Annotated in this window: 20 protein-coding genes; 11 read left to right on the forward strand and 9 right to left on the reverse strand. The window is 41.3% G+C overall.

Translation table 11 applies throughout. The annotated features are described in order from the left end of the window. The first annotated feature begins 116 nt into the window (after positions 1 to 116). The 6 genes from trxB to infA all read left to right on the forward strand — a co-directional run bounded on the left by trxB (position 117) and on the right by infA (position 7876). Positions 117 to 1079, forward strand: a complete 963-nt coding sequence (gene trxB / locus JI723_RS14310; protein ID WP_337979530.1) for a thioredoxin-disulfide reductase — start codon at positions 117 to 119, stop codon at positions 1077 to 1079. Positions 1080 to 1267: 188 nt separating this feature from the next. Beyond that, a complete protein-coding gene (locus JI723_RS14315) occupies positions 1268 to 2932 on the forward strand; it encodes a DUF7057 domain-containing protein (protein ID WP_272581013.1) in 1665 nt (554 codons plus the stop codon). Positions 2933 to 3295: 363 nt separating this feature from the next. Then, complete coding sequence (gene cydD, locus JI723_RS14320; protein WP_272581014.1) at positions 3296 to 5062, forward strand: heme ABC transporter permease/ATP-binding protein CydD; 1767 nt, start codon at positions 3296 to 3298, stop codon at positions 5060 to 5062. Between the two features lie 2 nt (positions 5063 to 5064). After that, a complete protein-coding gene (cydC, locus tag JI723_RS14325) occupies positions 5065 to 6807 on the forward strand; it encodes a heme ABC transporter ATP-binding protein/permease CydC (RefSeq protein ID WP_140180522.1) in 1743 nt (580 codons plus the stop codon). 8 nt (positions 6808 to 6815) lie between these two features. Beyond that, positions 6816 to 7517: a leucyl/phenylalanyl-tRNA--protein transferase gene (gene aat, locus JI723_RS14330; RefSeq protein ID WP_272581016.1), complete on the forward strand. Its 702-nt coding sequence runs from the start codon at positions 6816 to 6818 to the stop codon at positions 7515 to 7517. A gap of 140 nt (positions 7518 to 7657) precedes the next feature. Continuing rightward, a complete protein-coding gene (gene infA / locus JI723_RS14335; RefSeq protein WP_004244560.1) occupies positions 7658 to 7876 on the forward strand; it encodes a translation initiation factor IF-1 in 219 nt (72 codons plus the stop codon). Positions 7877 to 8078: 202 nt separating this feature from the next. Here the strand turns inward: infA and clpA are convergent, their stop codons facing one another. After that, on the reverse strand, positions 8079 to 10364 hold the full coding sequence (gene clpA / locus JI723_RS14340; protein WP_272581017.1) for an ATP-dependent Clp protease ATP-binding subunit ClpA: 2286 nt from the start codon (positions 10362 to 10364) through the stop codon (positions 8079 to 8081). Positions 10365 to 10394: 30 nt separating this feature from the next. Next, on the reverse strand, positions 10395 to 10715 hold the full coding sequence (gene clpS / locus JI723_RS14345; protein ID WP_070924917.1) for an ATP-dependent Clp protease adapter ClpS: 321 nt from the start codon (positions 10713 to 10715) through the stop codon (positions 10395 to 10397). A gap of 384 nt (positions 10716 to 11099) precedes the next feature. Here clpS and cspD point away from each other — a divergent pair, with 384 nt between their 5' ends. Then, complete coding sequence (gene cspD, locus JI723_RS14350) at positions 11100 to 11351, forward strand: cold shock-like protein CspD (RefSeq protein ID WP_140180524.1); 252 nt, start codon at positions 11100 to 11102, stop codon at positions 11349 to 11351. Positions 11352 to 11556: 205 nt separating this feature from the next. On the opposite strand, the gene JI723_RS14355 is transcribed toward cspD, so the two are convergent. The 7 genes from JI723_RS14355 to JI723_RS14385 form a co-directional block, all read right to left on the reverse strand. After that, on the reverse strand, positions 11557 to 12489 hold the full coding sequence (locus JI723_RS14355) for a DUF1177 domain-containing protein (RefSeq protein ID WP_070924918.1): 933 nt from the start codon (positions 12487 to 12489) through the stop codon (positions 11557 to 11559). Positions 12490 to 12784: 295 nt separating this feature from the next. Continuing rightward, a complete protein-coding gene (locus JI723_RS14360) occupies positions 12785 to 13534 on the reverse strand; it encodes an IclR family transcriptional regulator (RefSeq protein WP_070924919.1) in 750 nt (249 codons plus the stop codon). After that, positions 13531 to 14376, reverse strand: a complete 846-nt coding sequence (locus JI723_RS14365; RefSeq protein WP_070924920.1) for a nitrilase-related carbon-nitrogen hydrolase — start codon at positions 14374 to 14376, stop codon at positions 13531 to 13533. Before JI723_RS14365 ends, JI723_RS14360 begins: the two co-directional genes overlap by 4 nt. Positions 14377 to 14387: 11 nt before the next feature. Beyond that, positions 14388 to 15734: a purine-cytosine permease family protein gene (locus JI723_RS14370; protein ID WP_070924921.1), complete on the reverse strand. Its 1347-nt coding sequence runs from the start codon at positions 15732 to 15734 to the stop codon at positions 14388 to 14390. A gap of 600 nt (positions 15735 to 16334) precedes the next feature. Continuing rightward, on the reverse strand, positions 16335 to 18278 hold the full coding sequence (macB, locus tag JI723_RS14375) for a macrolide ABC transporter ATP-binding protein/permease MacB (RefSeq protein WP_140180528.1): 1944 nt from the start codon (positions 18276 to 18278) through the stop codon (positions 16335 to 16337). Position 18279: 1 nt separating this feature from the next. Beyond that, positions 18280 to 19383: a macrolide transporter subunit MacA gene (gene macA, locus JI723_RS14380; RefSeq protein WP_070924922.1), complete on the reverse strand. Its 1104-nt coding sequence runs from the start codon at positions 19381 to 19383 to the stop codon at positions 18280 to 18282. A 76-nt stretch (positions 19384 to 19459) separates the two neighbouring features. Further along, positions 19460 to 21124 carry a DUF2813 domain-containing protein gene (locus JI723_RS14385; RefSeq protein ID WP_272581018.1) on the reverse strand — a complete coding sequence of 555 codons (1665 nt, stop codon included), beginning with the start codon at positions 21122 to 21124 and terminating at the stop codon, positions 19460 to 19462. 397 nt (positions 21125 to 21521) lie between these two features. On the opposite strand from JI723_RS14385, the gene JI723_RS14390 reads away from it, so the two are divergent. The 4 genes from JI723_RS14390 to artJ all read left to right on the forward strand — a co-directional run bounded on the left by JI723_RS14390 (position 21522) and on the right by artJ (position 25636). Next, positions 21522 to 22421 carry a LysO family transporter gene (locus tag JI723_RS14390; RefSeq protein ID WP_070924924.1) on the forward strand — a complete coding sequence of 300 codons (900 nt, stop codon included), beginning with the start codon at positions 21522 to 21524 and terminating at the stop codon, positions 22419 to 22421. Positions 22422 to 22540: 119 nt separating this feature from the next. Further along, positions 22541 to 24016, forward strand: coding sequence for a DUF2867 domain-containing protein (locus JI723_RS14395; protein ID WP_140180530.1), 1476 nt, complete (start codon positions 22541 to 22543; stop codon positions 24014 to 24016). A 129-nt stretch (positions 24017 to 24145) separates the two neighbouring features. After that, positions 24146 to 24874: an arginine ABC transporter ATP-binding protein ArtP gene (gene artP, locus JI723_RS14400; RefSeq protein ID WP_070924925.1), complete on the forward strand. Its 729-nt coding sequence runs from the start codon at positions 24146 to 24148 to the stop codon at positions 24872 to 24874. An 18-nt stretch (positions 24875 to 24892) separates the two neighbouring features. Then, positions 24893 to 25636 carry an arginine ABC transporter substrate-binding protein gene (gene artJ, locus JI723_RS14405; protein ID WP_070924926.1) on the forward strand — a complete coding sequence of 248 codons (744 nt, stop codon included), beginning with the start codon at positions 24893 to 24895 and terminating at the stop codon, positions 25634 to 25636. The last annotated feature ends 4 nt before the right edge of the window (positions 25637 to 25640 follow it).

Here is a 25640-nt window from a genome sequence, read left to right on the forward strand (position 1 = left end):
TCTATCGCAAAAATAGGCTAATCACAATCGAGTTAGCCGTTAAATCCCTTTTTTTAACTAGCCAATTCTCCTACAATCCCATTATTGCTATTTTTTGGATTAAAAACGAGGTATTCATGAGCACAGCCACACATCGCAAGTTAATCATTTTGGGTTCAGGGCCAGCAGGATACACAGCGGCGGTTTATGCTGCACGTGCAAATTTGAGTCCAGCGCTGATTACTGGGGTGGAAAAAGGTGGTCAGTTAACAACAACCACTGAAGTTGAAAACTGGCCGGGGGATCCTGAAGGTCTTACAGGGCCGAGCTTGATGGATCGTATGTATGAGCATGCGACTAAATTCCAAACTGAAATCATTTCAGATCATATCAATAAAGTGGATCTTAAACAGCGCCCTTTCCGTTTGTTTGGCGATGAAACTGAATATACTTGTGATGCTTTAATTATCGCAACAGGTGCATCTGCACGTTATATTGGTTTACCATCAGAAGAAGCGTTTAAAGGACGTGGCGTTTCTGCTTGTGCAACTTGTGATGGCTTTTTCTATCGTAACCAAAAAGTCGCAGTGGTTGGCGGTGGTAATACCGCAGTTGAAGAAGCACTGTATCTGTCGAATATCGCATCAGAAGTTCATTTAATTCACCGCCGTGATAGTTTCCGCGCCGAAAAAATCCTCGTTGATCGTTTAATGGATAAAGTGAAAAACGGTAATATTGTCCTGCATACTGATCGTACCCTTGATGAAGTGCTAGGCGATGATATGGGCGTTACTGGTGTACGTTTGCGTAGCACCAAAACAGATGAAACTGAAGAGCTGCAAGTGATGGGGGCGTTTATTGCTATTGGCCACAGCCCAAATACAGGCATCTTTGAAGGTCAGCTAAATCTGGAAAATGGTTACATTACTGTGCAGTCAGGAACTCATGGCAATGCGACACAAACTTCGGTTTCAGGCGTATTCGCAGCAGGCGATGTTATGGATCATATTTATCGTCAAGCAATTACCTCTGCGGGTACAGGCTGTATGGCTGCACTGGACGCAGAACGCTACCTTGATGGCTTAAGTGATACTAAATAGCTCTATCGCTATTTAATTCAGTCAGGTATCAAACATAATACGTTTATCCGCAGTCTGAAGGCACCGTCATCCACGGTGCCTTTTTCTTTTCCTAATTATTCCACTTTTTCAGAGTAACTTTATAGGCTTTATTATTGCACCCGCTATAATTTTGGGATTATCACAATTCAATTTTGAAAGGACCCCACATGGGACAGCAAGAGCCTATCAGCCGTTATGCCTATATTGTTGTTGCTCTATTTGCCATTTTACAATCCGTAATTATTTTGTACTCTACCGATTACACTGTTAGGCAAGAAAGCGGCCTTAGTGGTCAATTTATTTATCTGCCATTATTGCTCGCTGTATTTGTTCCTTCCGCTATTAGTTATCTCATTACCAATGCTAAATCAGCGATTTTCTATCTTAATATCTTAATTATTATTTTACTGACAATCTGGATTAGTCTTTGGCACGCAAGACACAGTGAGTCCAGTACTGATGCGAGCCCCTTTATTGCCTTTACGACTTTGATTGTCCTATTGTTTTTTTTATTACCTTGGATGCAAATGCGTCAGCTCGAAAAAACATGGAAAATTGATTATGCATGTTTAATGGGCTTTTACATTAAAAACACCCTACTCGGTATCTTTGCTTCAGCCATTGGGGGCTTACTCGTTACCTTAATTTTACTGGCCAATTTTTTATTCAAAATTGTTAATTTGTCATCACTGAGTCAGCTACTCAGTAATGATTTAACATTATGGGCTGGGTTTACGCTTGGCTTTAACATTGGTCTGATTTTTTTACGTTCTACCTTTGAGCTTCAATTTGGTAAATTTATTAGTTATATCGCTCGTTTTTTCCTGATCATTTTACATATTATCGCGATTGTCTTTGTGATTGGATTTATATTTTCCTATTTCACAGGAATGAATGCCACCGGCCTTGGTTCTGCGGCTATGCTATGGTTTTTGATCCTGAATATCATTTTAATTAACTTAGTGTATGGTAATGGAACACAGCCATACCAATTCTCTGCATGGTTAAATCCATTTGTGCTGTTTAGCGTTCTGCTACTTAATTTTTTCTCTCTACTGTCGATTTACGGCATTCTTATTCGCGTTAACCAATACAGCTGGAGTATAGAGCGACTCTATGCATTCACAATTGCACTATTTTTAGCCATTATTATCTTTGCTTACAGTATTGCCGTACTACGTAAAAGAACGCATTGGATATTTTCACTCGGCACCATAAACAAATTTGGTTTACTGGGGTTAATTGGCACAATACTTGTGATCAATAGCCCTATCGCTGATTTTAAACGCATCACTTTAAACAGTATTTTATCCGGTATCGACAATGGCAAAATCAAAGTTGATTCGATGCTAGCCTATGATTTAGATGAGCTAGGTCCTAATGGTCAGCAAGCACTTAAAAAACTCAAATCAAATCCTGAATACAAAAAATTACTTGAGCACAGTTCCTATGGTGATGAGCCTAAAAAATCACTCGAAGACGTTTTGGTTCTAGCTAAAAATAGTGCAGAGCTACCGAAGAGTTGGTGGGATATGGAAGACAAAGAGCATGAATATTACTGTATCTCTCTTTATCACTCATACAACTGTCTGGGTTTTATGGCTGATGCTAACCAAGACGGGCAAGATGATGTGGTTATGTGCTACGCATCAGAGGACAGTGGTAGCTTTGATTGCATTATCTGGCAAGAAAAGCATGACACGTGGTCCATTGTCGATAGACAAGCTAATCACTATCAATCAGTAGAAGAACGCGATCAAGCTTGGCAAAAATTATTAGATGGGCAATTTAATTTAAAACCTAAAGAGTGGCGACAAATTATTCCACAATAAATATGCGTTTTCAGGTGACCTTATTATTAATTAAGGTCACCTGTTTTACTAAAATATAAAATAATCTATATGGGTTATTATTTAAATAATATTCAAGAAATTTGATATTTCTAAATAAGATGAAATCATACTAAAAAATAATCTATCCTTTTGCAGAAATGCATTTCACCTATCTCACAACCATATTTTTACCTTTAAAAAACAATTCACTAACAACTCACTGTACTAATTTAATAACAGACTTTTATTATGTAACAAATGAGAAAGAAGCTGCTATACTCGTCGTGCTCGTTGATCTTCAAGTTGCCGTACGTTTAGCGCGCGGTACATTCTCAATAAAACTACACCTGCACACTAATCATTATGGATAAAACAAGACAGACTGAATTGGTACGTTGGTTGAAGCAGCATAGTACGTCAGCAAAACGCTGGTTACGCATTTCTATGCTATTAGGCGTTGTGAGTGGCTTACTGATAATCGCGCAAGCTTGGTTCTTAGCGGTCATACTACAAGCACTGATTATGGAACATATTCCCCGAGAACAGTTAGTAACATCGTTTATATTACTGTTAGTGGTGTTTGTGCTACGCGCTCTGGTGACCTTGATAAGAGAGCGAGTTGGTTTTCGCTGTGGTCAAGTGGTACGCCAAGAAGTACGTACACAGGTGTTAAATAAGCTACAAGACTTAGGCCCTGTCTGGGTAAAAGGAAAACCGGCGGGGAGCTGGGCAACCATTGTTCTAGAACAAATAGAAGATATGCAGGAGTACTACTCTCGCTACCTGCCCCAAATGTACCTTGCTGGTATCATTCCAATTATGATCTTAATTGCCATCTTCCCATTTAACTGGGCTGCGGCATTGATCTTATTTGCTACCGCCCCTCTTATCCCTATTTTTATGGCGTTAGTTGGGCTAGGCGCTGCTGACGCTAACCGTCGCAACTTTATCGCCTTAGGTCGCCTCAGCGGTAGCTTTTTAGATAGGCTACGTGGGTTAGATACCTTACGTCTATTCTTTCGGGAAAAAGCAGAAGTTGCCCAAATTCGTGAATCTACTGAAGACTTCCGTTCAAGAACTATGGAAGTCCTGCGTATGGCATTCCTTTCATCTGGGGTTTTAGAATTTTTCGCATCGATTTCAATTGCAATTGTTGCTGTCTATTTTGGTTTTTCCTACCTCGGTGAATTAAGCTTTGGTAGTTATGGTTTACCCGTAACCTTATTTGCTGGCTTCCTTGCCTTGATTTTATCCCCTGAATTTTTCCAGCCATTACGCGATTTAGGTACCTATTACCATGCCAAAGCACAAGCTGTTGGTGCCGCTGAAAGCTTAGTGACTTTGCTGGAAAGTGATAGCGAACAAAAAACGGAAATGGGCAACAAAACACCGCAAAATGCTCCTATCCGTATTCAAGCTGAGGGATTAGAGATTTTCTCTCACGATGGGCAGCGGTTGGTTGGCCCTCTAGATTTCACCATCGAACCTCAACAACGTATCGCACTCGTTGGTCAAAGTGGTGCAGGCAAAAGCACCTTACTGAATTTATTGTTAGGTTTTTTACCTTATCAAGGCTCGATTAAAATTAACGGTGATGAACTTAACCAGCTCTGTAGCGAAAAATGGCGTGAGCTAATTGGCTGGGTTGGTCAAAACCCACATTTACCAGAGCAAACACTGATTGAAAATATCAGTTTAGGTAAACCTGATGCAACTGAGGCCGAAATAGCACAAGTAATAAGAGATGCCTATGTTGCTGAATTTTTGCCTATGTTACCTGATGGCTTAAACACCCGTTTAGGTGACTATGCAGCGAGGCTGTCCGTAGGTCAGGCACAACGAGTGGCCGTTGCACGAACGCTATTAAAACCTTCGCGTATTCTGCTCTTAGATGAACCCGCAGCCAGTCTTGATGCTCATAGTGAGCAACGTGTTATGCATACTCTCAACCAGCTAGCCCAGCAACAAACCACAATCATGGTGACCCATTTACTTGAAGAAACCGTTAATTATGATCAAATTTGGGTCATGTCCAATGGGCAAATAATACAGCGTGGTCATTATGCAGAATTGAGTCAATGTGAAGGGCCATTTGCCCGTTTATTGGCTCACCGTAGTGAGGAGCTTTGATAATGCGAGTTCTATTACCTTTTTTAGCACTTTATCGCCGCCATTGGTTTTTGATCTTATTAGGTATGATCTTAGCCATTGTAACTTTGCTCGCAAGTATTGGTTTATTAACCTTATCAGGTTGGTTCCTTGCGGGTGCAGCAATCGCAGGCTTTCCGGGGCTGTATTATTTTAACTATATGCTACCGGCCGCTGGCGTACGTGGAGCTGCGATTTTCCGTACTGCTGGCCGCTATGCAGAACGCCTAGTCAGCCACGATGCCACATTTCGGGTACTGGCGCATTTACGCGTATTCGCCTTTAGTAAAATTCTTCCTCTGTCTCCCGGAGGGATTAGCCGGTTCCGCCAAGGAGAAATTCTTAATCGCCTTGTTGCCGATGTTGAGACGTTAGACCACCTATACTTACGCGTTTTATCGCCGATTTTTGCCGCATTTGTGGTTATTTTCGTGCTTATTTTTGGGCTAAGTTTTCTTGATCCTCGCTTAGCGTGGACACTTGGTTGTGTCATGCTGTTTCTCTTGTTTACTCTACCTTTTGTGTTTTACCGTGCAGGTAAGCCTATTGGTCAAGAATTAACCGCATTACGTGCTCACTACCGAACAGTACTGACATCCGCACTACAGGGCCAAGCAGAACTCACTTTATTTGGCGCCCTACCTCGCTTTCGTCAAACATTGTCAAATATTGAGAGCCAATGGCAAGTCCGCCAGCAACAGCAAGCAGATCTTACAGGCTTGTCTCAAGCGATCATTTTGTTTGCTTCAGGCTTCACGGCAACATTGCTTTTATGGATGGCGGCAGATCACGTCGGTGGTAATACCAACCCCGGCGCACTTATTGCTTTATTTGTTTTTTGTGCCTTAGCAGCCTTCGAAACACTGGGGCCTGTCGCCGTAGCATTCCAACATATGGGCCAAGTGATTGCTTCCGCAGAGCGTGTTTCGCAGCTGATCGACGCTAAACCTGAAGTGACCTTTGCAGCCGAAGGGCTTTCGCTAACTCAGTTAGATAGCCTCGTTGTGGACAATATTTCGTTTACCTACCCTGAACAGCCATTCGCTGTGTTAAATCATGTTTCTCTTACACTACAACAAGGCCAACACCTTGCATTGTTAGGAAAAACGGGCTGCGGTAAATCAACCTTATTACAGTTACTCACCCGTGCATGGGATGTTAACAGTGGCTCAATAAAGCTTAATGGGCACAATATCAGCGACTACAGCGAGCAAGCGCTGCGTTCTATCATGTCTGTTGTACCTCAACGGGTGCACGTGTTTAGTGATACATTGCGCAATAATCTGTTGCTTGCAAATGATAAAGCGACAGATAAACAACTTCATGAAGTGTTAGAACAAGTTGGTCTTGGTAATCTACTGGAAAATGAACAAAAGCTAAATGCTTGGATGGGTGAAGGCGGTAGACAGCTCTCCGGTGGAGAACAGCGCCGTTTAGGGATTGCCAGAGCCTTATTGCATGATGCGCCATTAATTTTAATGGATGAACCAACTGAAGGGCTTGATGCACAAACTGAACAACAGATCCTCACATTACTGAAAGAGAAATGTGCGGATAAAACCTTAGTTGTGATCACTCATCGCATGCAAGGCCTAGAAAATATGGATATGATTTGTGTAATGGATAACGGTGAAATTGTTGAGCAAGGCTCACATCAAGCTCTTTTAGAGGCAAAAGGCCGCTATTTCCAATTTCGCCAACGTCACTTGCAACAACAGGCTGTTTGAGGTTCATCATGTACCAACTTGATGATGATTCTATCTTGTTCCCGCCTGTCCATGAGGCAATGCGGGAGCCTAATGGCTTATTAGCTATTGGTGGTGATTTATCGCCTGAACGTCTTAAGGCAGCCTATTACGATGGTATTTTCCCATGGTTTAACCCTGGTGAAATGCCGTTATGGTGGTCACCTGATCCACGAGCCGTTTTAATGGTCGGAGAATTACACATCAGCCGTACCATGAAAAAAATATTGAAAAAGCAAAAATATCGCGTCACCATTAACCACGCGTTCAATGATGTGATAGAAGCTTGCTCAATACGCCAAGAAGGGACATGGATTTTACCTGAAGTACGCGCGGGATATCAGGGTCTACACCAACAAGGTATCGCACATTCTGTAGAAGCTTGGTATGGTGAAGAGCTGGTTGGCGGCCTATATGGCGTGAACATGGGGCTCCTATTTTGTGGGGAATCTATGTTCAGTAGAATGGATGATGCATCTAAAGTTGCTTTTATTACATTCTATTTTCATTTTTTGCGCTATAATGGGCAGCTTTTTGATTGTCAGGTACTTAACCACCACACCGCCTCATTAGGCGCAAAAGAAATATCCCGTCGGGATTTTTTACATATTCTTTATCGGTGGCGTAACAAAGCGATTGATCCCGCCTGCTGGTTACCGCAATCGATTGAAATATCACCACTATTCACGTGATGAATTTTGGTTTTTAGTTATTTTATGCACTTACTACTCAAGAAAAATCGCTTTAAAATGCGACATTTCTTTACTTAGTGAGGGTTTTTGGGCATTATCTTGCCCGTTAAAAATCATGGTTATTAGACTTAGAGGATTAGATGGCCAAAGAAGATAATATTGAAATGCAGGGCACTGTATTGGATACCCTGCCAAACACAATGTTCCGTGTTGAACTGGAAAACGGTCACGTGGTGACTGCTCATATTTCTGGCAAAATGCGTAAAAACTATATCCGCATCCTAACAGGCGACAAGGTAACTGTAGAGTTAACCCCATACGACCTGAGCAAAGGCCGTATCATTTTCCGTAGCCGCTGATCCTATCACTTCAGGCAGGGCCTGATACAGCCACAGGTGGTGTGCACGCACAACACACCTGTGGTCTATATTCGGCATATATCAAGTTGCAGCGGCAGCGCTTTCGTTAAGGTAGAGTGACTACGTTGACTCACGCCAGTCACTTAGTTTTCTTTGCTTCTAGCGTTCCACTCGCTTGTCGCCTAGCTGCACCTCGAATTGTTTAGAATACCGCATCCTCCGGAGAGGCCTTGTGTACGCTACTGAAGTTATACGTCAGTGTATTACTTTTTTCATCAAGCCCGATACTGACCGAACCACCATTCGTTAACGAACCAAATAGCAATTCATTTGCGAGTGGTTTTTTCAAGTTATCTTGGATCACACGAGCCATAGGTCGGGCTCCCATCGCTTTATCATAACCTTTTTCACATAACCAACGGCGTGCTGCTTGGCTCACTTCAATTGAAACACCTTTTTCATCTAATTGAGCTTGTAATTCAACGATAAACTTATCGACGACTTGCGTGATGATCTCGATTGATAACGAATTGAACCAAATAATGCCATCCAGGCGGTTACGAAACTCTGGTGAGAACGTTTTCTTAATTTCAGACATCGCATCAGTGCTATTATCTTGTTCGGCAAAACCAATCGAGCGGCGCTGTGTTTCTTGCACCCCTGCGTTGGTTGTCATCACCAAGATCACATTACGAAAATCCGCTTTACGGCCATTATTATCTGTCAGTGTGCCGTGATCCATCACTTGCAATAAGATATTAAATACGTCTGGATGTGCTTTCTCGATTTCATCAAGCAGTACAACAGAGTGCGGATGCTTAATCACCGCATCCGTTAATAAACCACCTTGATCAAAGCCAACATAGCCTGGAGGTGCACCAATTAAGCGACTTACCGTATGTCGCTCCATATATTCAGACATATCAAAGCGCAATAACTTAATATCAAGAGCTTTCGATAACTGAACGGTAACCTCTGTTTTACCAACCCCTGTTGGACCTGCAAACAAGAACGAACCTACTGGCTTATGCTCTTGCCCTAAACCTGCTCGACTCATTTTAATCGCTTCAGTTAATGCAGCAATGGCATTATCTTGCCCAAATACCAACATTTTCAGGCGAGAATCAAGCGTTTTCAGACGATCTTTGTCGCTAGAAGAGACCGTTTTTTCTGGGATCCTTGCAATACGTGCAACCACTGACTCAATTTCAGGAACCCCGATCGTTTTCTTACGTTTGCTAGGAGCAATTAGACGCGTTCTAGCACCAGCTTCATCAATCACATCGATCGCTTTATCAGGTAAGTGCCTATCTGTAATATATTTAACCGATAAATCTACCGCAGCCTGAATGGCTTTAGCGGTATAACGTACATCATGATGAGACTCATATTTCGGTTTCAAACCATTAATAATACGAACTGTTTCTTCTGCGGTAGGCTCCACAATATCAATTTTTTGGAAGCGACGAGCAAGTGCTCTGTCTTTTTCAAAAATATTACTAAATTCTTGATAAGTGGTTGAACCAATAACTCGAATACGCCCACCAGATAATAATGGTTTAATCAAATTCGCCGCATCAACTTGCCCACCGGAAGCCGCGCCAGCACCGATAATAGTATGAATTTCATCAATAAACAGGATACTTTTGCTGTCTTTTTCCAGCATTTTTAGCAGTGATTTAAAACGTTTTTCAAAATCACCGCGATATTTTGTTCCTGCCAGTAATGAGCCAATATCTAATGAATAGAGCGTACAACCTTTCATCACTTCAGGGACATCATCTTGCTCAATACGCCATGCTAGTCCTTCTGCAATAGCGGTTTTACCTACCCCTGACTCACCCACTAATAATGGATTATTTTTACGGCGACGGCATAAAACTTGAATGGTTCTTTCTAACTCAGCTTGACGCCCAACTAATGGATCAATCTTCCCTTGTTTAGCCAGTTGATTAAGGTTGGTCGTAAAATTATCCATATGATCATCAGAGACAGGCTGCTCTTCATTATTAGCCTGATTGCTAGATGCATCTTGCTCTGGAGATGAGCTATCCTCACCTTTAATCGTGCCGTGGGAGATAAAATTCACCACATCTAAGCGGCTGACATCATGTTTACGCAATAAATAAGCAGCTTGTGATTCTTGCTCACTAAATATCGCAATCAGCACGTTCGCCCCGTTCACTTCGCTACGACCCGATGATTGCACATGGAATACCGCGCGCTGCAAAACACGTTGAAAGCTCAACGTCGGTTGAGTATCACGATTATCATTTTCTGGTAATAAGGGCGTGGTTTGCGCAATAAAGTGCTCAAGCTCTTGTCGAAGGACAACAAGATCAACTTTACAAGCATCTAGTGCTTCACGAGCAGACGTATTACTTAATAACGCCAGCAATAGGTGCTCCACGGTCATAAATTCATGTCGATTGTCTTTCGCTTTTGCAAATGCGACGTTTAGACTAAGCTCCAGTTCTTGATTGAGCATAAGCACCTCCCAAAATTGATATTAAGCCAATTACACTTTTTCTATCGTGCAAAGCAGAGGATATTCATGTTCGCGTGCGTAGGTATTCACCTGTGCTGCTTTTGTTTCTGCAACCTCTGCTGTAAAAATACCGCAAACCCCTTTCCCCTGAAAATGGACATCTAACATTATCTGTGTAGCGCGTTCTTCATCAAAAGAAAAGTATTTTTGTAACACTTCAACAACAAAATCCATTGGAGTGTAATCATCATTATTTAATAGAACCTTATACATTGAGGGAGGCTGTAAAACTTGCTCCACTTCATCTTTAAAAATGATGTCTGTTTTAAATGTACCAAAAAAATCGCTCATTACTTGTCGTGCTCAGAGTTAAAGTTCAATTAAGCATAGTCTTTATTATCAATGATTTCTATTAATCACGATAACACTAAAACACGGTAAGAATCATTTATTCTATCAATTGTTGATTCACCATATTGACAGTGTAACACGCAATTTAAAATAACCCATATGCCCAATATTTTGTGATCAACTTCAAAAGTTACAAAAGAGAGAGCGTTAGCCATATCAAATTTTTATCACTTCACTGTAAATCCGTAAACTGACCTCTTGACGAACTAAGTCAATTCACTACAGTATGATTTGCAGACAGTCAACATGAGTAATTATACTTAGTCGATGCGTAGCAATTACGCATTTATGTCAAACACAACTTGTAAATACGAAGGACGATGTATGGAGACAGGTACAGTTAAATGGTTCAACAATGCCAAAGGCTTTGGTTTCATCTGCCCTGAAAATGGGGGAGAGGATATCTTTGCTCATTACTCCTGTATACAAATGGATGGCTACAGGACGCTTAAGGCTGGTCAGAGAGTTAATTTTAGTATTAATATTGGCCCTAAAGGGAACCATGCCAATCTCATCATTCCGATTGAAAGCAGTACGGTAAATAATACAAGTGCAGAGATAGCATCTCAAGAATAACTCAGTTTAATAGAGCACAGCTAATTGCTTTTCAATTTAATAATCATACATTTGTATGACTTGGGCGACTAGCTGTGACTATTTTTAATTTAATGATGACACTTCAAATGAAGGTAATTGTCGTTGGGAGTTGTTATTAAAGTACAGTGACTACGTTCACTCGTTTATCACTTAACTGTACTTCAAATAACTTACCGTCAAATTGTTAAAGTCCATGAGTTTGCAAGAAAGAGACATCGCCATAAAGTGATTTAAGCAAGGCGAATTGCTCCTCATCATAGAATTGACAATCACCATTCCCAAACTCTTTTGCCACTTCAATCATAAATTTCACGGATGCAGCAATATCGACTTCATGGCTTGCCCCTGTTGAGCAGCCAGGTACCACTGTTTGAGCGCAAATTGCGACACCAACAACTGGCACTTGAGTTGATACAGACGGCTGCATGATGCTATTGATGTGGTGTAATCCATTCCCATAAGGCGTAATATCTTGTACCGCCAGTGGAAAAGTCACCGCATATTGTCCACTGCTCCATTCCATTAAACGAATTAAGTCTTCTGAAACAGGCAGAATGTAGCCCTCTTTGACCGTTGGTGATAACGCGTAGCCTTTATGATTAATTAGTCGATTACCTTTTGTTGTATCAACCGACAAAATAGCATCTGCTTCAGGGATTGCTTCATACTTATTCATGGTCTCGTCGTTAAGCGGCGAATCCATAAAATCAACTGGCGAGTGAGGACGTGTCGGTGCTGTTGGGCAAATGTGGGTCGTAATAACCACATCTCCTAGCAAGATATCCCCTTTTTCTCTCATATTCGCAAGTTTCAATGCTGTTGCAATTGCTGCAATCGCACCATCTGCATCTGACACAAGACCTATCCGAGAGGGTCTTGCACCAATGCCGCCTAAACGGCCAATAATACCCAATGTCGGCGCATTTTTGCCTTGTCGTTTCCCTTGGGAACCTGGAATGACAATGCGAACAAAATCACTTTGGCCTTTCTCATCTTGTACAGTGGTTGAAGATACTTCAATTGCGGTGAAATTCTTAAACAAGGCAACGATATCATCCCCACTAACAGCGGCGCTGTCGATCAATTCGTAAGCGCACAGGGTCTGTTTTAAACTCATATTTTTCCCTTGGTTTTACTACTTTCAGAACAATACCAGCCATCACCCTAATAAAAGAGTGATGACAGATATTGAACTGACTATTTTCCTGGTGAAGGCGCCTAGACCTGCCATATTTCAAGATACAAAGCTATTTATTAAGGTACGGTGACTATGCTTAACTAACCGAGTTACATAGTTTATCTATGCACCTACGACAATTTCGCTTGTCGCCTACCTGCATCTCGAATTATTTAAAGTCTATTTGCATACTACAAATATTTATATTTGATAATTTTTTATGACTCGATACGGCTTATAATTCGGTACTGCGTTTCAGCCAATAAGGATCCCCCACCATACTGCCAAGGTAGGATGCTTTATGACATATTTTAGAAGCTAACTGCTCTAATAATTCAGGTGTAATTTGTGACGCTGGCAAACTCAAACACAATGCATACAATGTGCCTTGTGAAGGGTCATAAACGGTGCTCGAAACAGAAGCAACCCCCGCCACAGATTCATTAATTGAATAAGCCCAACCTCGTTCTTCAATTTGATTTAACTCTTGACGTAACTTATCTTGTTTATCTTGAGGCTCTTGGCAAATAATCATTTCACGCTCACTCAATGAGTTGCGCGCTAATAATGCTTTTCCTGTTGAGGTACCCGCTATAGGTAATTTAGTACCCGGTTGAGTGATCACTTGAAGTAAACTATTGCCAATACGTGCATGGACCACTCTAACTTTGTCTTTATCCCTTAAAGAAACATAGGTGGTAAATCCTGTTTCTTTGGTTAATTGATCAAGTGATTCAAGTGCCATATCTATGAGTGGATTCATTCCTCTAGCACGATGAGCCAATTCCATAATAATTAAACCTGGGCGATATACAGGCGCATCACTTTTCTTTTCGAGTAAGCCGTACTCTGCCATTTGCTTTAATAAACGTGAGGCCGAGCTTTTAGGCATACCTAACTCATTGACTAAAGTCGTTACCGTCAGTTCATCGCCTGAACGAAGAAATAAACGATAGACATCTACAACGCTTGAGAGAATACTCATGGTTCACCCATAGACTGAGGAGCTTGTACTAATTGCTGATAGCTATGTGGTTTTCGGTCTCTCAAATAAGGTATGTTCAAGCGAGTATGTGCTTGAACCTGAAAGTCTACTTCGCCTATCAATAGCTGTTCGCTATCGTAGCCTGCCTCATGCAGCACTTGTCCCCGAGGGCCAAGTACTTTACTCCCACCAAACAGGTGTAGGTCGCCTTCGTTCCCCCAGCGATTAACCGCAAGAAGATGACAACCATTTTCTAACGCACGGCAAGCGGTATTAATATCCCACATGTCTCTATCCTGAATACACCATGCTGAAGGAGCAATCAGTATTTCTGCTCCCTGCAAGGTCAAAATACGTGCAACTTCAGGGAATCCCATGTCATAGCAAATCATGACACCAATTTTGCCAATGGGAGTATCAAATACAGGGTAGCTATTTCCGCTATTAAACCACTGTTTTTCAATACCAAATGCATGAACTTTACGGAAGACTCCACTAATTTCATGGCAACCGGGAGTCCAAACGCCCACTGAATTGTAAACTTCCCCGAGGTATGTTCCCCGCTCAGCAAAACCACTCACTATGGTGAGATCTAATTTTGTCGCAAGAGAACTCAATAATTGATAGGTTTCGCTACCTACGCTGTCGCTAAGATCCCAGAGTTTTGTGGACAACAGATCACCACGATAGCCGGTCGTCGCCAATTCAGGGAAACAAATTAGCTTAGCGCCTTGCTCTGCCGCCTGATGGCAAAAATCTGCCATCCGTTGTAAGTTTCCTGACTTGTCACCAAGCATTGAATTAAACTGCGCAAGCGCAACTTTCACACTGTTTTGGTTCATTGCCCTCACCCTTAATCTGAATGATTAACTTTACGGAATTGCACCGTATCGACGCCTTTAATTCGAGCTTGCCAACGCATCGCAATCCAATAAAGAACAGCGCTGACCAACAGTGAATTAAGTGCAGGCACACCAAAATCGGTATTAAAAGGACCTAACGCAGAGCTTAGCCACCCCACTACAACAGCAATTCCCCAAACAACTAATGTTATTGGATTAAACGCTTCGCACATTGAGGGGAGTTCACCTTTAGCTCTAGTGATATCTAACTCTTTACGGTCACGTTTCAATAAGTAGTAATCAACCACCATAATGCCAGCAACCGGTGGAATAGCGATGCCTAAATAGATTAGGAAACCGATAAAGTTATCTAAAATACCTAACATTGAAGCAATAGTACCCAAGATACCAATAATCCAAGTCAGATAACGACGATCAAACTTCTTATTAAATACAGCGTTAAGTAATGTGGAAAACCCTAATGATGATGAATAAAGGTTGATATCATTCATTTTGATGGTTGAAAAGATAACAATTGATGCGCCAATCAAACCTGTTAAAGTCATCATCAAATCAAATACTTGGTAAGTATGCAACGCAAGTGCCATCAATACAGAAATCATATTGACTAACAACTCACCAAAAAAAGTCCCGATAAGAGTCATCCAGAAAACCTCTTTTGGGCTTTTCATAAAACGACTAATATCGGGCGTTGTAACAGCGGAAATAATAAACCCACCTGCAACCATGGTAATCGCTGCGGGCATGGTCATAAGAGGCCCTGATGGTTCAGTACTACTAATAAGCGCACCAATATCCTGCCCTGAAAGCAAATTATAGGTGGCCCAAACTAATGCAAGTAAAAATAGCGGCGTTGAGATATTCGCAGTAATAGATAAAAATCGATATCCATATACTGTAATAACAGTCACCGCAATGCCTGTAATAAGCGACCAAGTCCCTGGTGTTAGCACATTCGTCGCTTTATACATTCCATCCGCAAAGAAACCGTTTTGTACGCCAAACCAGCCCATCAGTGAAATCGCGATTGCGCCACCAATTAAAGCAGAGCCCAACTTACCAAACCCAGACCACCGTGACAGTAGACTGATTGACATTCCTTCACGACACGCGGCCGCACCTAGTGCCCAGCTAACAACTTGTAAAATCACTGAACCTAGCATTGTGGCCCAAAACGCTTGCCAAAAAGTCAGCCCATAACCGAGAGCTGCACCTAACATCACCTGTGAAACACAGGCAAGTGAGCCAATTCGGATTATTAGTACTTCATAGAACGGCCGACGAGCACTGAAAGGTACTCGAGCCAGAGAATAATCTTCACCCGTTTTATTCGCCATTTAGTATTCCTGCTGTGTGGATCTTTGCTGTTGAGTTTATATTGGCTTTAATATTTTTTAAAGTTCCATTTTATGGAACTCGGTTTCATTTATTCTACAAGGCAAATGATATCCATGATCGATACCAAATCGCAAGTAGAATTTATATTTTCAGACATTTTTTTATGTCTAAATTATACTAGAACGAGAAAATTAGCTGTTGAAGAGTGAAATTTATATAAAAATAAGTGAGTTGGATTAATCAGCTAATGATTAGTGATACTTCACAAAATGGAAATTTTTTTATTAATATTCTGTTCTGAAGCGATTGGGAAGGTCTAAATTAACGGTACTATTACCATTATTTACCATGTCAATCATTGCATTACTAATAATATTAACATTTAACACAGGACAAACTATAAACCCTTCATTATAGCGTTAATCAAGGCCTATTTTTGTTGCATTTACTCTGAAACCACAATTTTTACCATAGAAATAATCCAATTAATTCAACATGAAATGAGTATATAGGTTATCAATTTGATCAGAATTTAGGGGTGAGGAGCTGTAATGAAATCACTCCTCGACAGAAATTTGTTAAGGAGTGATGTCAATTTATTATTCTCTTGCTAGCGCATCAATGGGGTTCAATCTCGCAGCGCTGCGAGCAGGTAAAAACCCAAAGATCACGCCAATTGCTGTTGAACAAATAAATGCACTAATCAATGCAATTGGCTGAAAAGCAAATGTCCAACCAGGCAGCGCCATTTGAGCTATCACACTGATACCATAAGACAGCGCAATTCCCATTAATCCACCAATCAGACAAACTAATATCGCTTCGATTAAAAATTGCTGCATAACATCGCTAGTGCGGGCACCAACTGCCATACGAATACCAATTTCGCGTGTCCTTTCCGTCACAGAGACTAACATGATATTCATCACACCAATTCCCCCTACAACCAATGAAATCACCGCCACTAGCGTCAAAAAAAGCTGCATAGTGCTCGTCGTTTTTTCTGCTGTTTTGACTAATGTATCGATGTTATAGGTAAAAATATCTTTCTTACCATGACGTAATGTTAATAAACGGGTAATTTGCTGTTCCGCAATTTTGGCATCCACTCCCTCTTTGACTCTCACAATAATGTTATCAAGATAAGGGCGGTTTAAAATTTTGCTGTTCACCGTCGTATCAGGTAACCAAACAGATAAAGAATTCGTTGAGCCAAAAATAGATTTCTGCTCAGCCAGTACCCCAATGACGGTTGCTGGCATATTGCCTATCAATAATGTTTCACCAACCACATTTTTTTGATGAGGGAAAAAACGCCGCTTCGTATTTGCATCAATTACCACGACTTGAGCCCGACGTTCGACCATATCTGGTGTGAAACTCATTCCTTCGGAGAAATTTTCTGCATATACCTTAAAATAGTCGCGTCCAACACCTAATAATTGCGCAGAAGCGTCTAAATTCCCGCGACGTAATCGTGTGGATTTAGAGAGTTGGCCTGAAACTGCCTCAACATAAGGTTGTTGGGCAAGCGCCTCCACATCCTCACTTTTTAATGATTGCCGATTTTGTGCGTCATCACTGCCAAAATCTTCACCGGGGTAAACAGAAATGGTATTTGTGCCGATAGCTTTAATATTGTTGAGCACCATTCCTTGCGCTGCATCACCAATAACCATGATCGAAACAACAGAAGCAATACCAATAATAATGCCTAACATGGTGAGTAACGTGCGCATTTTATTTACAACCATCGCCCGCCATGCCATTAATAAAGCTTCACTAAACCGCCCATAAACTTGGCCTAGCGAAATCCGTCGAGGGGTATTTTTTTGTATAGGCGTTGGTTTAATAGCTGCAACCGTACCTGAATCACTGAGTATTTCGCCGTCTTTGATTTCAATAATACGCTCCGCCTGTTGGGCAACTTTAGGGTCATGTGTCACGATAATCACGGTATGACCTTGAGCGCACAGGTCTTTAAGGATTTTCATCACTTCTTCACCCGAGTGGCTATCCAGTGCCCCCGTCGGCTCATCGGCAAGGATCACTTGCCCACCATTCATCAAAGCACGTGCGATACTCACCCGCTGTTGCTGACCACCTGATAGTTGACTTGGCCGATATTCAACACGTTCACCTAAGCCAAGTTGACTAAGTAGTTCAATTGCTCTTTGACGACGTTGTGCTTTACCAGCACCTGCGTAAACAGCAGGTACTTCCACATTTTGCTCAGCGGTTAAATGACTCAACAGATGATAACGTTGAAAAATAAAGCCAAAGTGTTCGCGACGTAATTCAGCAAGTTGATCATCATCCAGCTGTGAAATATTTTGTTGTGCAACAAAATACTCTCCCTCACTCGGCTTATCTAAACACCCAATGATGTTCATCAACGTGGATTTACCTGAACCGGATGCACCGATAATCGCCACCATTTCCCCTGCATTTATGGTAAGCGATACCTCTTTCAGAACGGTGATTTCGCTTTCACCCGCAGGATAACGTCGAGTAATACCTTTAAGCTCTAGTAAAGCGGACATATTAGCTCTCCGTAATACGACCGGTGACGACCTGCTCACCCTCTTTAAGCCCTTCAACCACTTCGACTTGAACGTCATTACGGCTATTTATCTTAACTTGGCGTTTTTCAACTTTTTCACCATTAAGTACCTCCACCTCATAAACTTGTGGAGAGACTTCATCCCCCAATGCAGACAGTGGTAAAAGAAGGACATTTTTATGCGATTCTAGATCAATCTTGATTTGTGCTGTCATTTGTAATTTCAGCAAATGCTGTGGGTTCGGTACTTCAAAGCTAGCATAGTAAAAAATGGCATCATTAATTTTTTCGGGAGTAGGCAATATATCTTTAAGAACGCCGGTAAACCGTTTATCAGGCGCACCTAAAACCGTGAATGATGCCGCTTGCCCTGGTTCTAAATAGATCACATCCGCCTCTGAAACCTCCGCTTTAACTAACATAGTATTCATATCAGCTAAGGTTAAAATCGTTGGCGCTTCCTGAGCTGCAATCACAGTTTGCCCCTGTAATGTTTTAATAAAGGTGACAATACCGTCCATCGGCGCTGTAATCTGTGTATACTTTAGATTGGTTTTCGCCGTATCTAATGTCGCTTGATTACGTTTAATTTGCGCTTGGTACGTTGCAACCCGCGCTTTTTTAACTTCCACATCTGTTTGCGCTTGATCCAACTCCTGTTTAGAAACAGCTTGTAATTTGGATAAGCTTAATTGGCGCTGGTAGGTCACTTCAGCCAGACGTAACTCTGATTTGGATAATGCCAAATTTGATTCTAATTCATGGATGGTTTCTTGGGCTTCAGTGACGTCGTTTTGTGCCTTCTGAGGATCAATCACTGCCAACAAATCACCTCTTTTAACTTTGTCACCTTCTTTCACATATAGAGTCTGCAATTGACCGCTAACTTGTGCCCCTACATCAACCTTACGTACTGCATCCAGTTTACCTGTCGCTTGTACTTGCTTGTCTAAGTCACCACGTGTTACAGCAACTGTTTGGTAAACCTCTTTTTTTTCACCACCGAAAAAAAACAACGCAGCACCAAGCGCCAGAAAAATAACCAGTATAGAGACTAGCCACTTTTTTCGTGAATGTGTTTTCATTTTGTACCTATATGATCAAAGAGAGAGGCTGCCCTCTCTCTAAAATATTGATATTCTAACAACTGGATATATCCTCTTAATAAGCTTTTCCTCTCGCTAACCACGCCACTCGTGAGAACATACTTTTTAACTGTGATGGTATAGAATCAGGCCCTAATTCCGCCGCTCGATTGACGGTGGCAATAGCAAGATCAGGTTTTGATGTTTTAGAAATCGCTTTAATAATCACTCTACGCGTCGAAACCTTTGCATTGTCAGGGATCCCTGCGATTTCATGATAAAGATGGCTAAAGCCTTCTCGATACAAAAAGTGCTCCATATCAGGTGCGGGCAAACGCGTTAAGCGGTCTCTTTCTGTATCATGCATTTTTTCTGCATAACTGAGTGCCGTTGCTGCATATTTTTTACCCGCTTCGTCGCCATCAACCAGCGTATGCCATTCTATCCCCATTTTGTTAGCGAACTTTAATAAAGGCTTAAGACCACTTTGAGCAAACTCAATGACTTTAATTCCTTCAGTCTCAAAGTAATAATTACATTGACGAGCTAACTCATTCATCAACCAAATCTCTGTTTCACCTTCAACCAGTAACCAACAACGAGCAAACAGCGCTGAGGGCCGATTAAAACGTATATGAAAAGAAATTTTGCGCACTTCTTCTGGCGATAAATCATTTTTGCCTAATCGATAAGCTGATACCTTTCCTGAGTCTCGAACTAAACGGCATAGATTTTCAATAGGAACCTGAGATAGCAATTCACCTGAGTTTGTGGTTGTGAGGCGTTGTAAAGAAAACAAATTCAATAGCCCCCATGCAATTGACAACATAATCGGGTGCAAACGTGTCTCAGGATCTTCAACGATCACTAATGGGCGAGCATATTTATCCAGTTGTATGTTACCTTTTGATTGTAACAAAGAAGAAAACATACCTAATATAATTAAACGGATATTACGTTCATTCGGTTTAGCGACAATGCGACTAATATTATCGAGTGCCTGCCAGCCTCTTCGCCGTGGTTCCTGCTTAATTGTAGAGCGATGTTCTTGAAATATATGAGTGCTTTGCCCCGCAAAATAATGGCTAAGCAATTGTTGCATCGCATCAATCCCTTCAACCAGTTCATCATCACTCAATCGCTGTGGGTTATTGATCAGTGCACGCGTCAAATCTTCCATACGTGAATTAAATACATCGCGGATCTCTTTGTCGCCAGCAACCAAGGTTTCAGGGTTTAAGGTATTAAGAAAACGTGCATCGCGCAGTCGAATAACGGGGTAAAGGCGGATAATTTCTTTAATATATTTCCCCACATTATCTAGCGATAACTTATTACCACCTGCATTCAAAAAGTTGCGATCCACGCTGATCGTGCCATCTTCTTTCATTTCGGCACTCACACGATAAAAAATATGCTTTAAATCGTCATCATTGTCGACCCAAACAGAAGTGAGGTTACGAAAACGATACGAGCGATGGCGACCGGGACGATCCTCACAAAATTTAAGCACGATTTGTAATGAGCGAAATCGAGAAGCATCATCCCCCATTGGATGATGAAAATCATGTTGATTAAATTGATAATTTTCTTGCTCAGGCGAAAGTAGAATAGTCAGTGCATCCAAAAGGCTCGACTTTCCCCATGAATTTTCTCCCACTAAAACCGTGTTCTTATTTAGCGCTAATGAGAGCCGGTTAATCCCTCTAAAACCGTATATTTCCACACGTTCCAGATACATACACCCTCTCCTTGCTATGATCTATTTTGAAAGCTTACCTTATTAACTGCTTACATGACTATAAGAGCGAACAAAAATTAAATATATTTACCTCAACATAGCCAACCATATTGAGCATCCATTCTTAGTGTTATAAAATAGTTAAACTTTATTTTTTAGTTTTTTTATCCTATTTTTTATCGATAGACAGCGAAAAAAACGACATCGTAATTAATGCGATTCAATAATTGATGTCAAACAATAATTGATATCAAAATAGTAACGAAAGAAATTATTCTAATAATTTATACTCCAAATCATTCGAGCTGTAGCTAGCGCACGACATTAGCGGTACTACAACTTGAAATGTAGTGAGTGTAATAACCCCTTGTTAATGGGATAAGTTAAAGGATGCAAAATGTATTCAGGATTACTCATTATTTTACTACCGTTAACGCTAGGTTATCTTATCTCCATCAAAAATAAAAAGATCCTAGATGTTGTACATCGCGCCTTAAACTCAATGGTGTATATCATTCTATTTTTAATGGGGATCACCCTCGCATTACTTGAAAACTTAAGTGCACATTTATTTTCAATTTTAATTTATGCATTAACATTCTTTGTATGCATATTTTCACTTAATCTTATTTCATTGTTGCTCTTGGATAAGTTCGATCCTTGGAAAATTCCAAAACATAAACAAGAAAAACCCCCTTCACGCATTAAAATGGTTCTCGAATCATTACAACTTTGTGGGGTGCTCCTTATTGGCTTCTTCGTGGGTTTGACTGGGTTTAAATTCCTTCATTATGCGGATAAAGGTAGCCAAATAGCCTTGATGTTGTTGCTATTGTTGGTTGGCATTCAGTTACGCAACAGCGGCATGAGCCTTAAGCAAATTTTAGTTAACCGACGAGGTACTACGATTGCATTAGTGATGGGAGCTAGCGCACTAGTTGGGGGAGCAATCGCCGCTTTCCTGTTAGGGATCCCCGTAAAAATGGGGTTAGCGCTTGCTTCGGGTTTTGGTTGGTACTCCTTAACCGGTATTGTATTAACCGATGCTTATGGGCCAGTGATGGGCAGTGCAGCATTTTTTAATGATCTCGCACGTGAATTAGCGGCCATTATGTTGATCCCTTTAATTATTAACCGTTATCGTTCTACGGCATTAGGGATTTGCGGATCTACCTCTATGGATTTCACGTTGCCTGTATTACAACGCAGTGGCGGCGTTTCCATCGTACCCGCGGCAATTGTTCATGGCTTCGTGCTTAGTTTAATCACACCAATTTTGATGGCCTTCTTTACGTAGTTATTCACAATCGCGATAAATCGATAATAAGTCTTAAAATGATGATATTTAACAGCGCTTTACATAAGTAGAATTTCAGTCACAATAGCGATAGGTGAGCGTAAAAACAGGAAATAGACATGAATGAACAACAGCGTATCTTAGTATTAGGTGCTAGCGGCTATATTGGACAAAACTTAATCCCTGAATTAATCAAGCAGGGTCATCAAGTGACCGCAGCAGCCAGACGGGTAGATTGGATGCTGTCACAAGGTTGGCAAGATACGCGGTGTATTTATGTTGACTTACAAGATCCAGAAACGCTAAAAGATACCATGGAAGACATTGATATTGTCTACTTCCTTGTTCATAGCATGGCCGATCAAGCAAACTTGATTGAGCGTGAACGTACAGCGGCTCGTCATGTTCAACAAGCTATCGACAATTCCAATGTTAAACATGTTATTTATCTAAGTTCACTTCAGCATGGCCACAGTTATTCACAACATCTGATTTCACGTCGATTAACAGGTGAGATTTTGCGTGAAAGCAAAGCCCCTGTTACGGAAATTCGTTCAGCAATCATTGTTGGTTCAGGTTCTGCTGCCTTTGAAATTATGCGTGACATGGTATACAACTTGGCTATCTTAACACCGCCACGTTGGGTTCGTTCAAAATCATCCCCTATTGCTCTGAGTAATATCCTGTTTTACCTGACTGAGCTCGCCAAGCTCCCTGTCACTGAAAGTCGCATTTTTGATGCGGGTGGCCCTGAATACATGAGCTACCAAGAGTTATTTAAACGTTTTATTAAAGTCAGTGGCAAGCGTCGATTACTGATACCAATTCCTATTCCAATCAGTATGATCTCAGTGCATTTTATCAGTTTGATCACCTCCGTTCCGCCGTCAATCGCCAAAGAGCTGATCCAAGGCTTACAGCATGACCTCCCTGCTGATGATAAAGCGCTGCGCGAATTGATCCCTCAAACCCTGATTTCATTCGATGATGCTGTTAAAACCACATTAGCTCAAGAAGCCGATGCCATTGATAATGCCGATTGGGGCTATGATCCTGAAGTAAGAAAGCGCTGGCGCCCAGGGTATGGCTTCTATCCGAAGCAAGCTGGTTTTACGTTAGGGACATCAGCAAGCACAGCATCTTTATGGCACACTGTTCAGCAAATTGGCGGTAAAGATGGTTATTTTTATGCGAATGCACTTTGGAAAACACGCGCTATCATGGATGACATGATGCTAAATAAGGTCAAATATGGCCGACCCAACCGCGAAGAATTACAACTCGGCGATGAGATTGATGGTTGGCGGGTCATTAATATCGAACCAAATAAACAACTTAGTTTATTATTTGGTATGAAGGCACCTGGATTAGGCCGCCTTACTTTTACCATCCATGATAGTGGTAGCCGACGTTCAATTGATGTGCGAGCGTGGTGGCATCCTGCTGGTTTCAGTGGTTTGCTTTATTGGTTCGCTATGATGCCTGCGCACTTATTTATTTTTAAAGGGATGGCGAGACGTATTAGCGAACTGGCTTTTGAACGAGATAAGCAACTCGCTAGCCAGACAAAGGCAGAACAATTACCTGCTGAATAGTCAGGTTTTATACTCTGGATCATTCAAGATACAGTAGGCGAAAAAACAAATTTTTATGCATCTATTATTGCATAAATATGCTTACGGGATTAATATCGGAGTCAGTTTAACAAGGTATTATTGGTAAGCATGAGCATTCAATTAAAAAATATAAACTGTTTCTATGGCTCCCATCAGGCACTTTTTGATATTAATCTAACCTGTCCTGCTGGTGAAACCATGGTATTACTTGGGCCTAGCGGAGCAGGAAAAAGTTCATTGCTTCGTGTACTGAATCTGCTAGAAATGCCACGTTCAGGATTACTTAACATTGCGGGTCAGCAATTTGATTTTGCCTCTACCCCAGATGCCAAGGCAATCCGAGCATTACGTCAAAACGTAGGAATGGTTTTTCAACAATACAATCTATGGCCACATTTAACGGTCATCGATAATTTGATTGAAGCACCATGTCGCGTCTTAAAATTGTCACGTCAAGAAGCAAAAGCAAAGGCGGAAAAGTTGTTAGAGCGTTTACGGCTAACTCAGTTTGCCACGCGTTTCCCTTTGCATTTATCGGGTGGTCAGCAACAGCGTGTCGCAATCGCTCGTGCATTAATGATGGAGCCACAAGTGCTACTGTTTGACGAGCCTACAGCCGCATTAGACCCTGAAATTACTGCACAAGTTGTTGATATTATTCGTGAACTATCCGCGACGGGTATTACACAAGTGATTGTAACCCACGAAGTAGAGATAGCTCGTAAAGCCGCTAGCCGTGTGGTGTACATGGAAAACGGTCATATCGTAGAACAAGGGGATGCTAGCCATTTCACAGCACCTCAAACTGAAGCATTTGCAAACTATCTGTCACACTAATAGATATAGGATTAAGCAATGAAAAAAATTATATTAGCTGCACTACTTGGCGCTGTAACCCTATCTGCATCTGCCGCGGAAAAAGAAACCATTCGTTTTGCAACAGAAGCAACTTATGCCCCATTTGAGATGTTTGATAAAAACAACCAAATCGTTGGTTTTGATGTCGATCTTGCAAATGCAATTTGTGCAAAAATGGATGCAACTTGCACATTCACTCATCAATCGTTCGATAGTTTGATCCCTAGTCTAAAATTCCGCCGCTTTGAAGCGTTGATGGCAGGTATTGATATTACGCCAGATCGTCAAAAACAAGTGGATTTTACTGATACTTATTATCCTAATTCAGCTGAATTTATTGCCATTAAAGAAAAAATCTCTTCAGTCGATCAGCTAAAAGATAAAAAAATTGGCGTGCAAAATGGGACTACTCACCAAAAATACATCATGGAACAGCACAAAGGTATGACAACCGTACCTTATGATAACTACCAATCAGCAATCTTAGATCTGCAAAATGGCCGTATCGACGCTGTTTTTGGTGATACCGCAGTTGCTGATGAGTGGTTAAAAGCGAAAGGCAACGAAAACCTAGCACCTGTTGGTGAGAAAGTGACTGACCCACAATACTTTGGCATCGGTTTAGGTATTGCTGTTCGTAAAGGCAATAAAGAGTTGTTAGATAAAATGAATAAAGCATTAGCTGAAGTTAAAGCTGATGGCACTTACGACGTTATCTACAAAAAATGGTTTGAACAATAATCGA

Origin of the sequence: Providencia manganoxydans (assembly GCF_016618195.1) — a bacterium.
GTDB classification, from domain to species: domain Bacteria; phylum Pseudomonadota; class Gammaproteobacteria; order Enterobacterales; family Enterobacteriaceae; genus Providencia; species Providencia manganoxydans.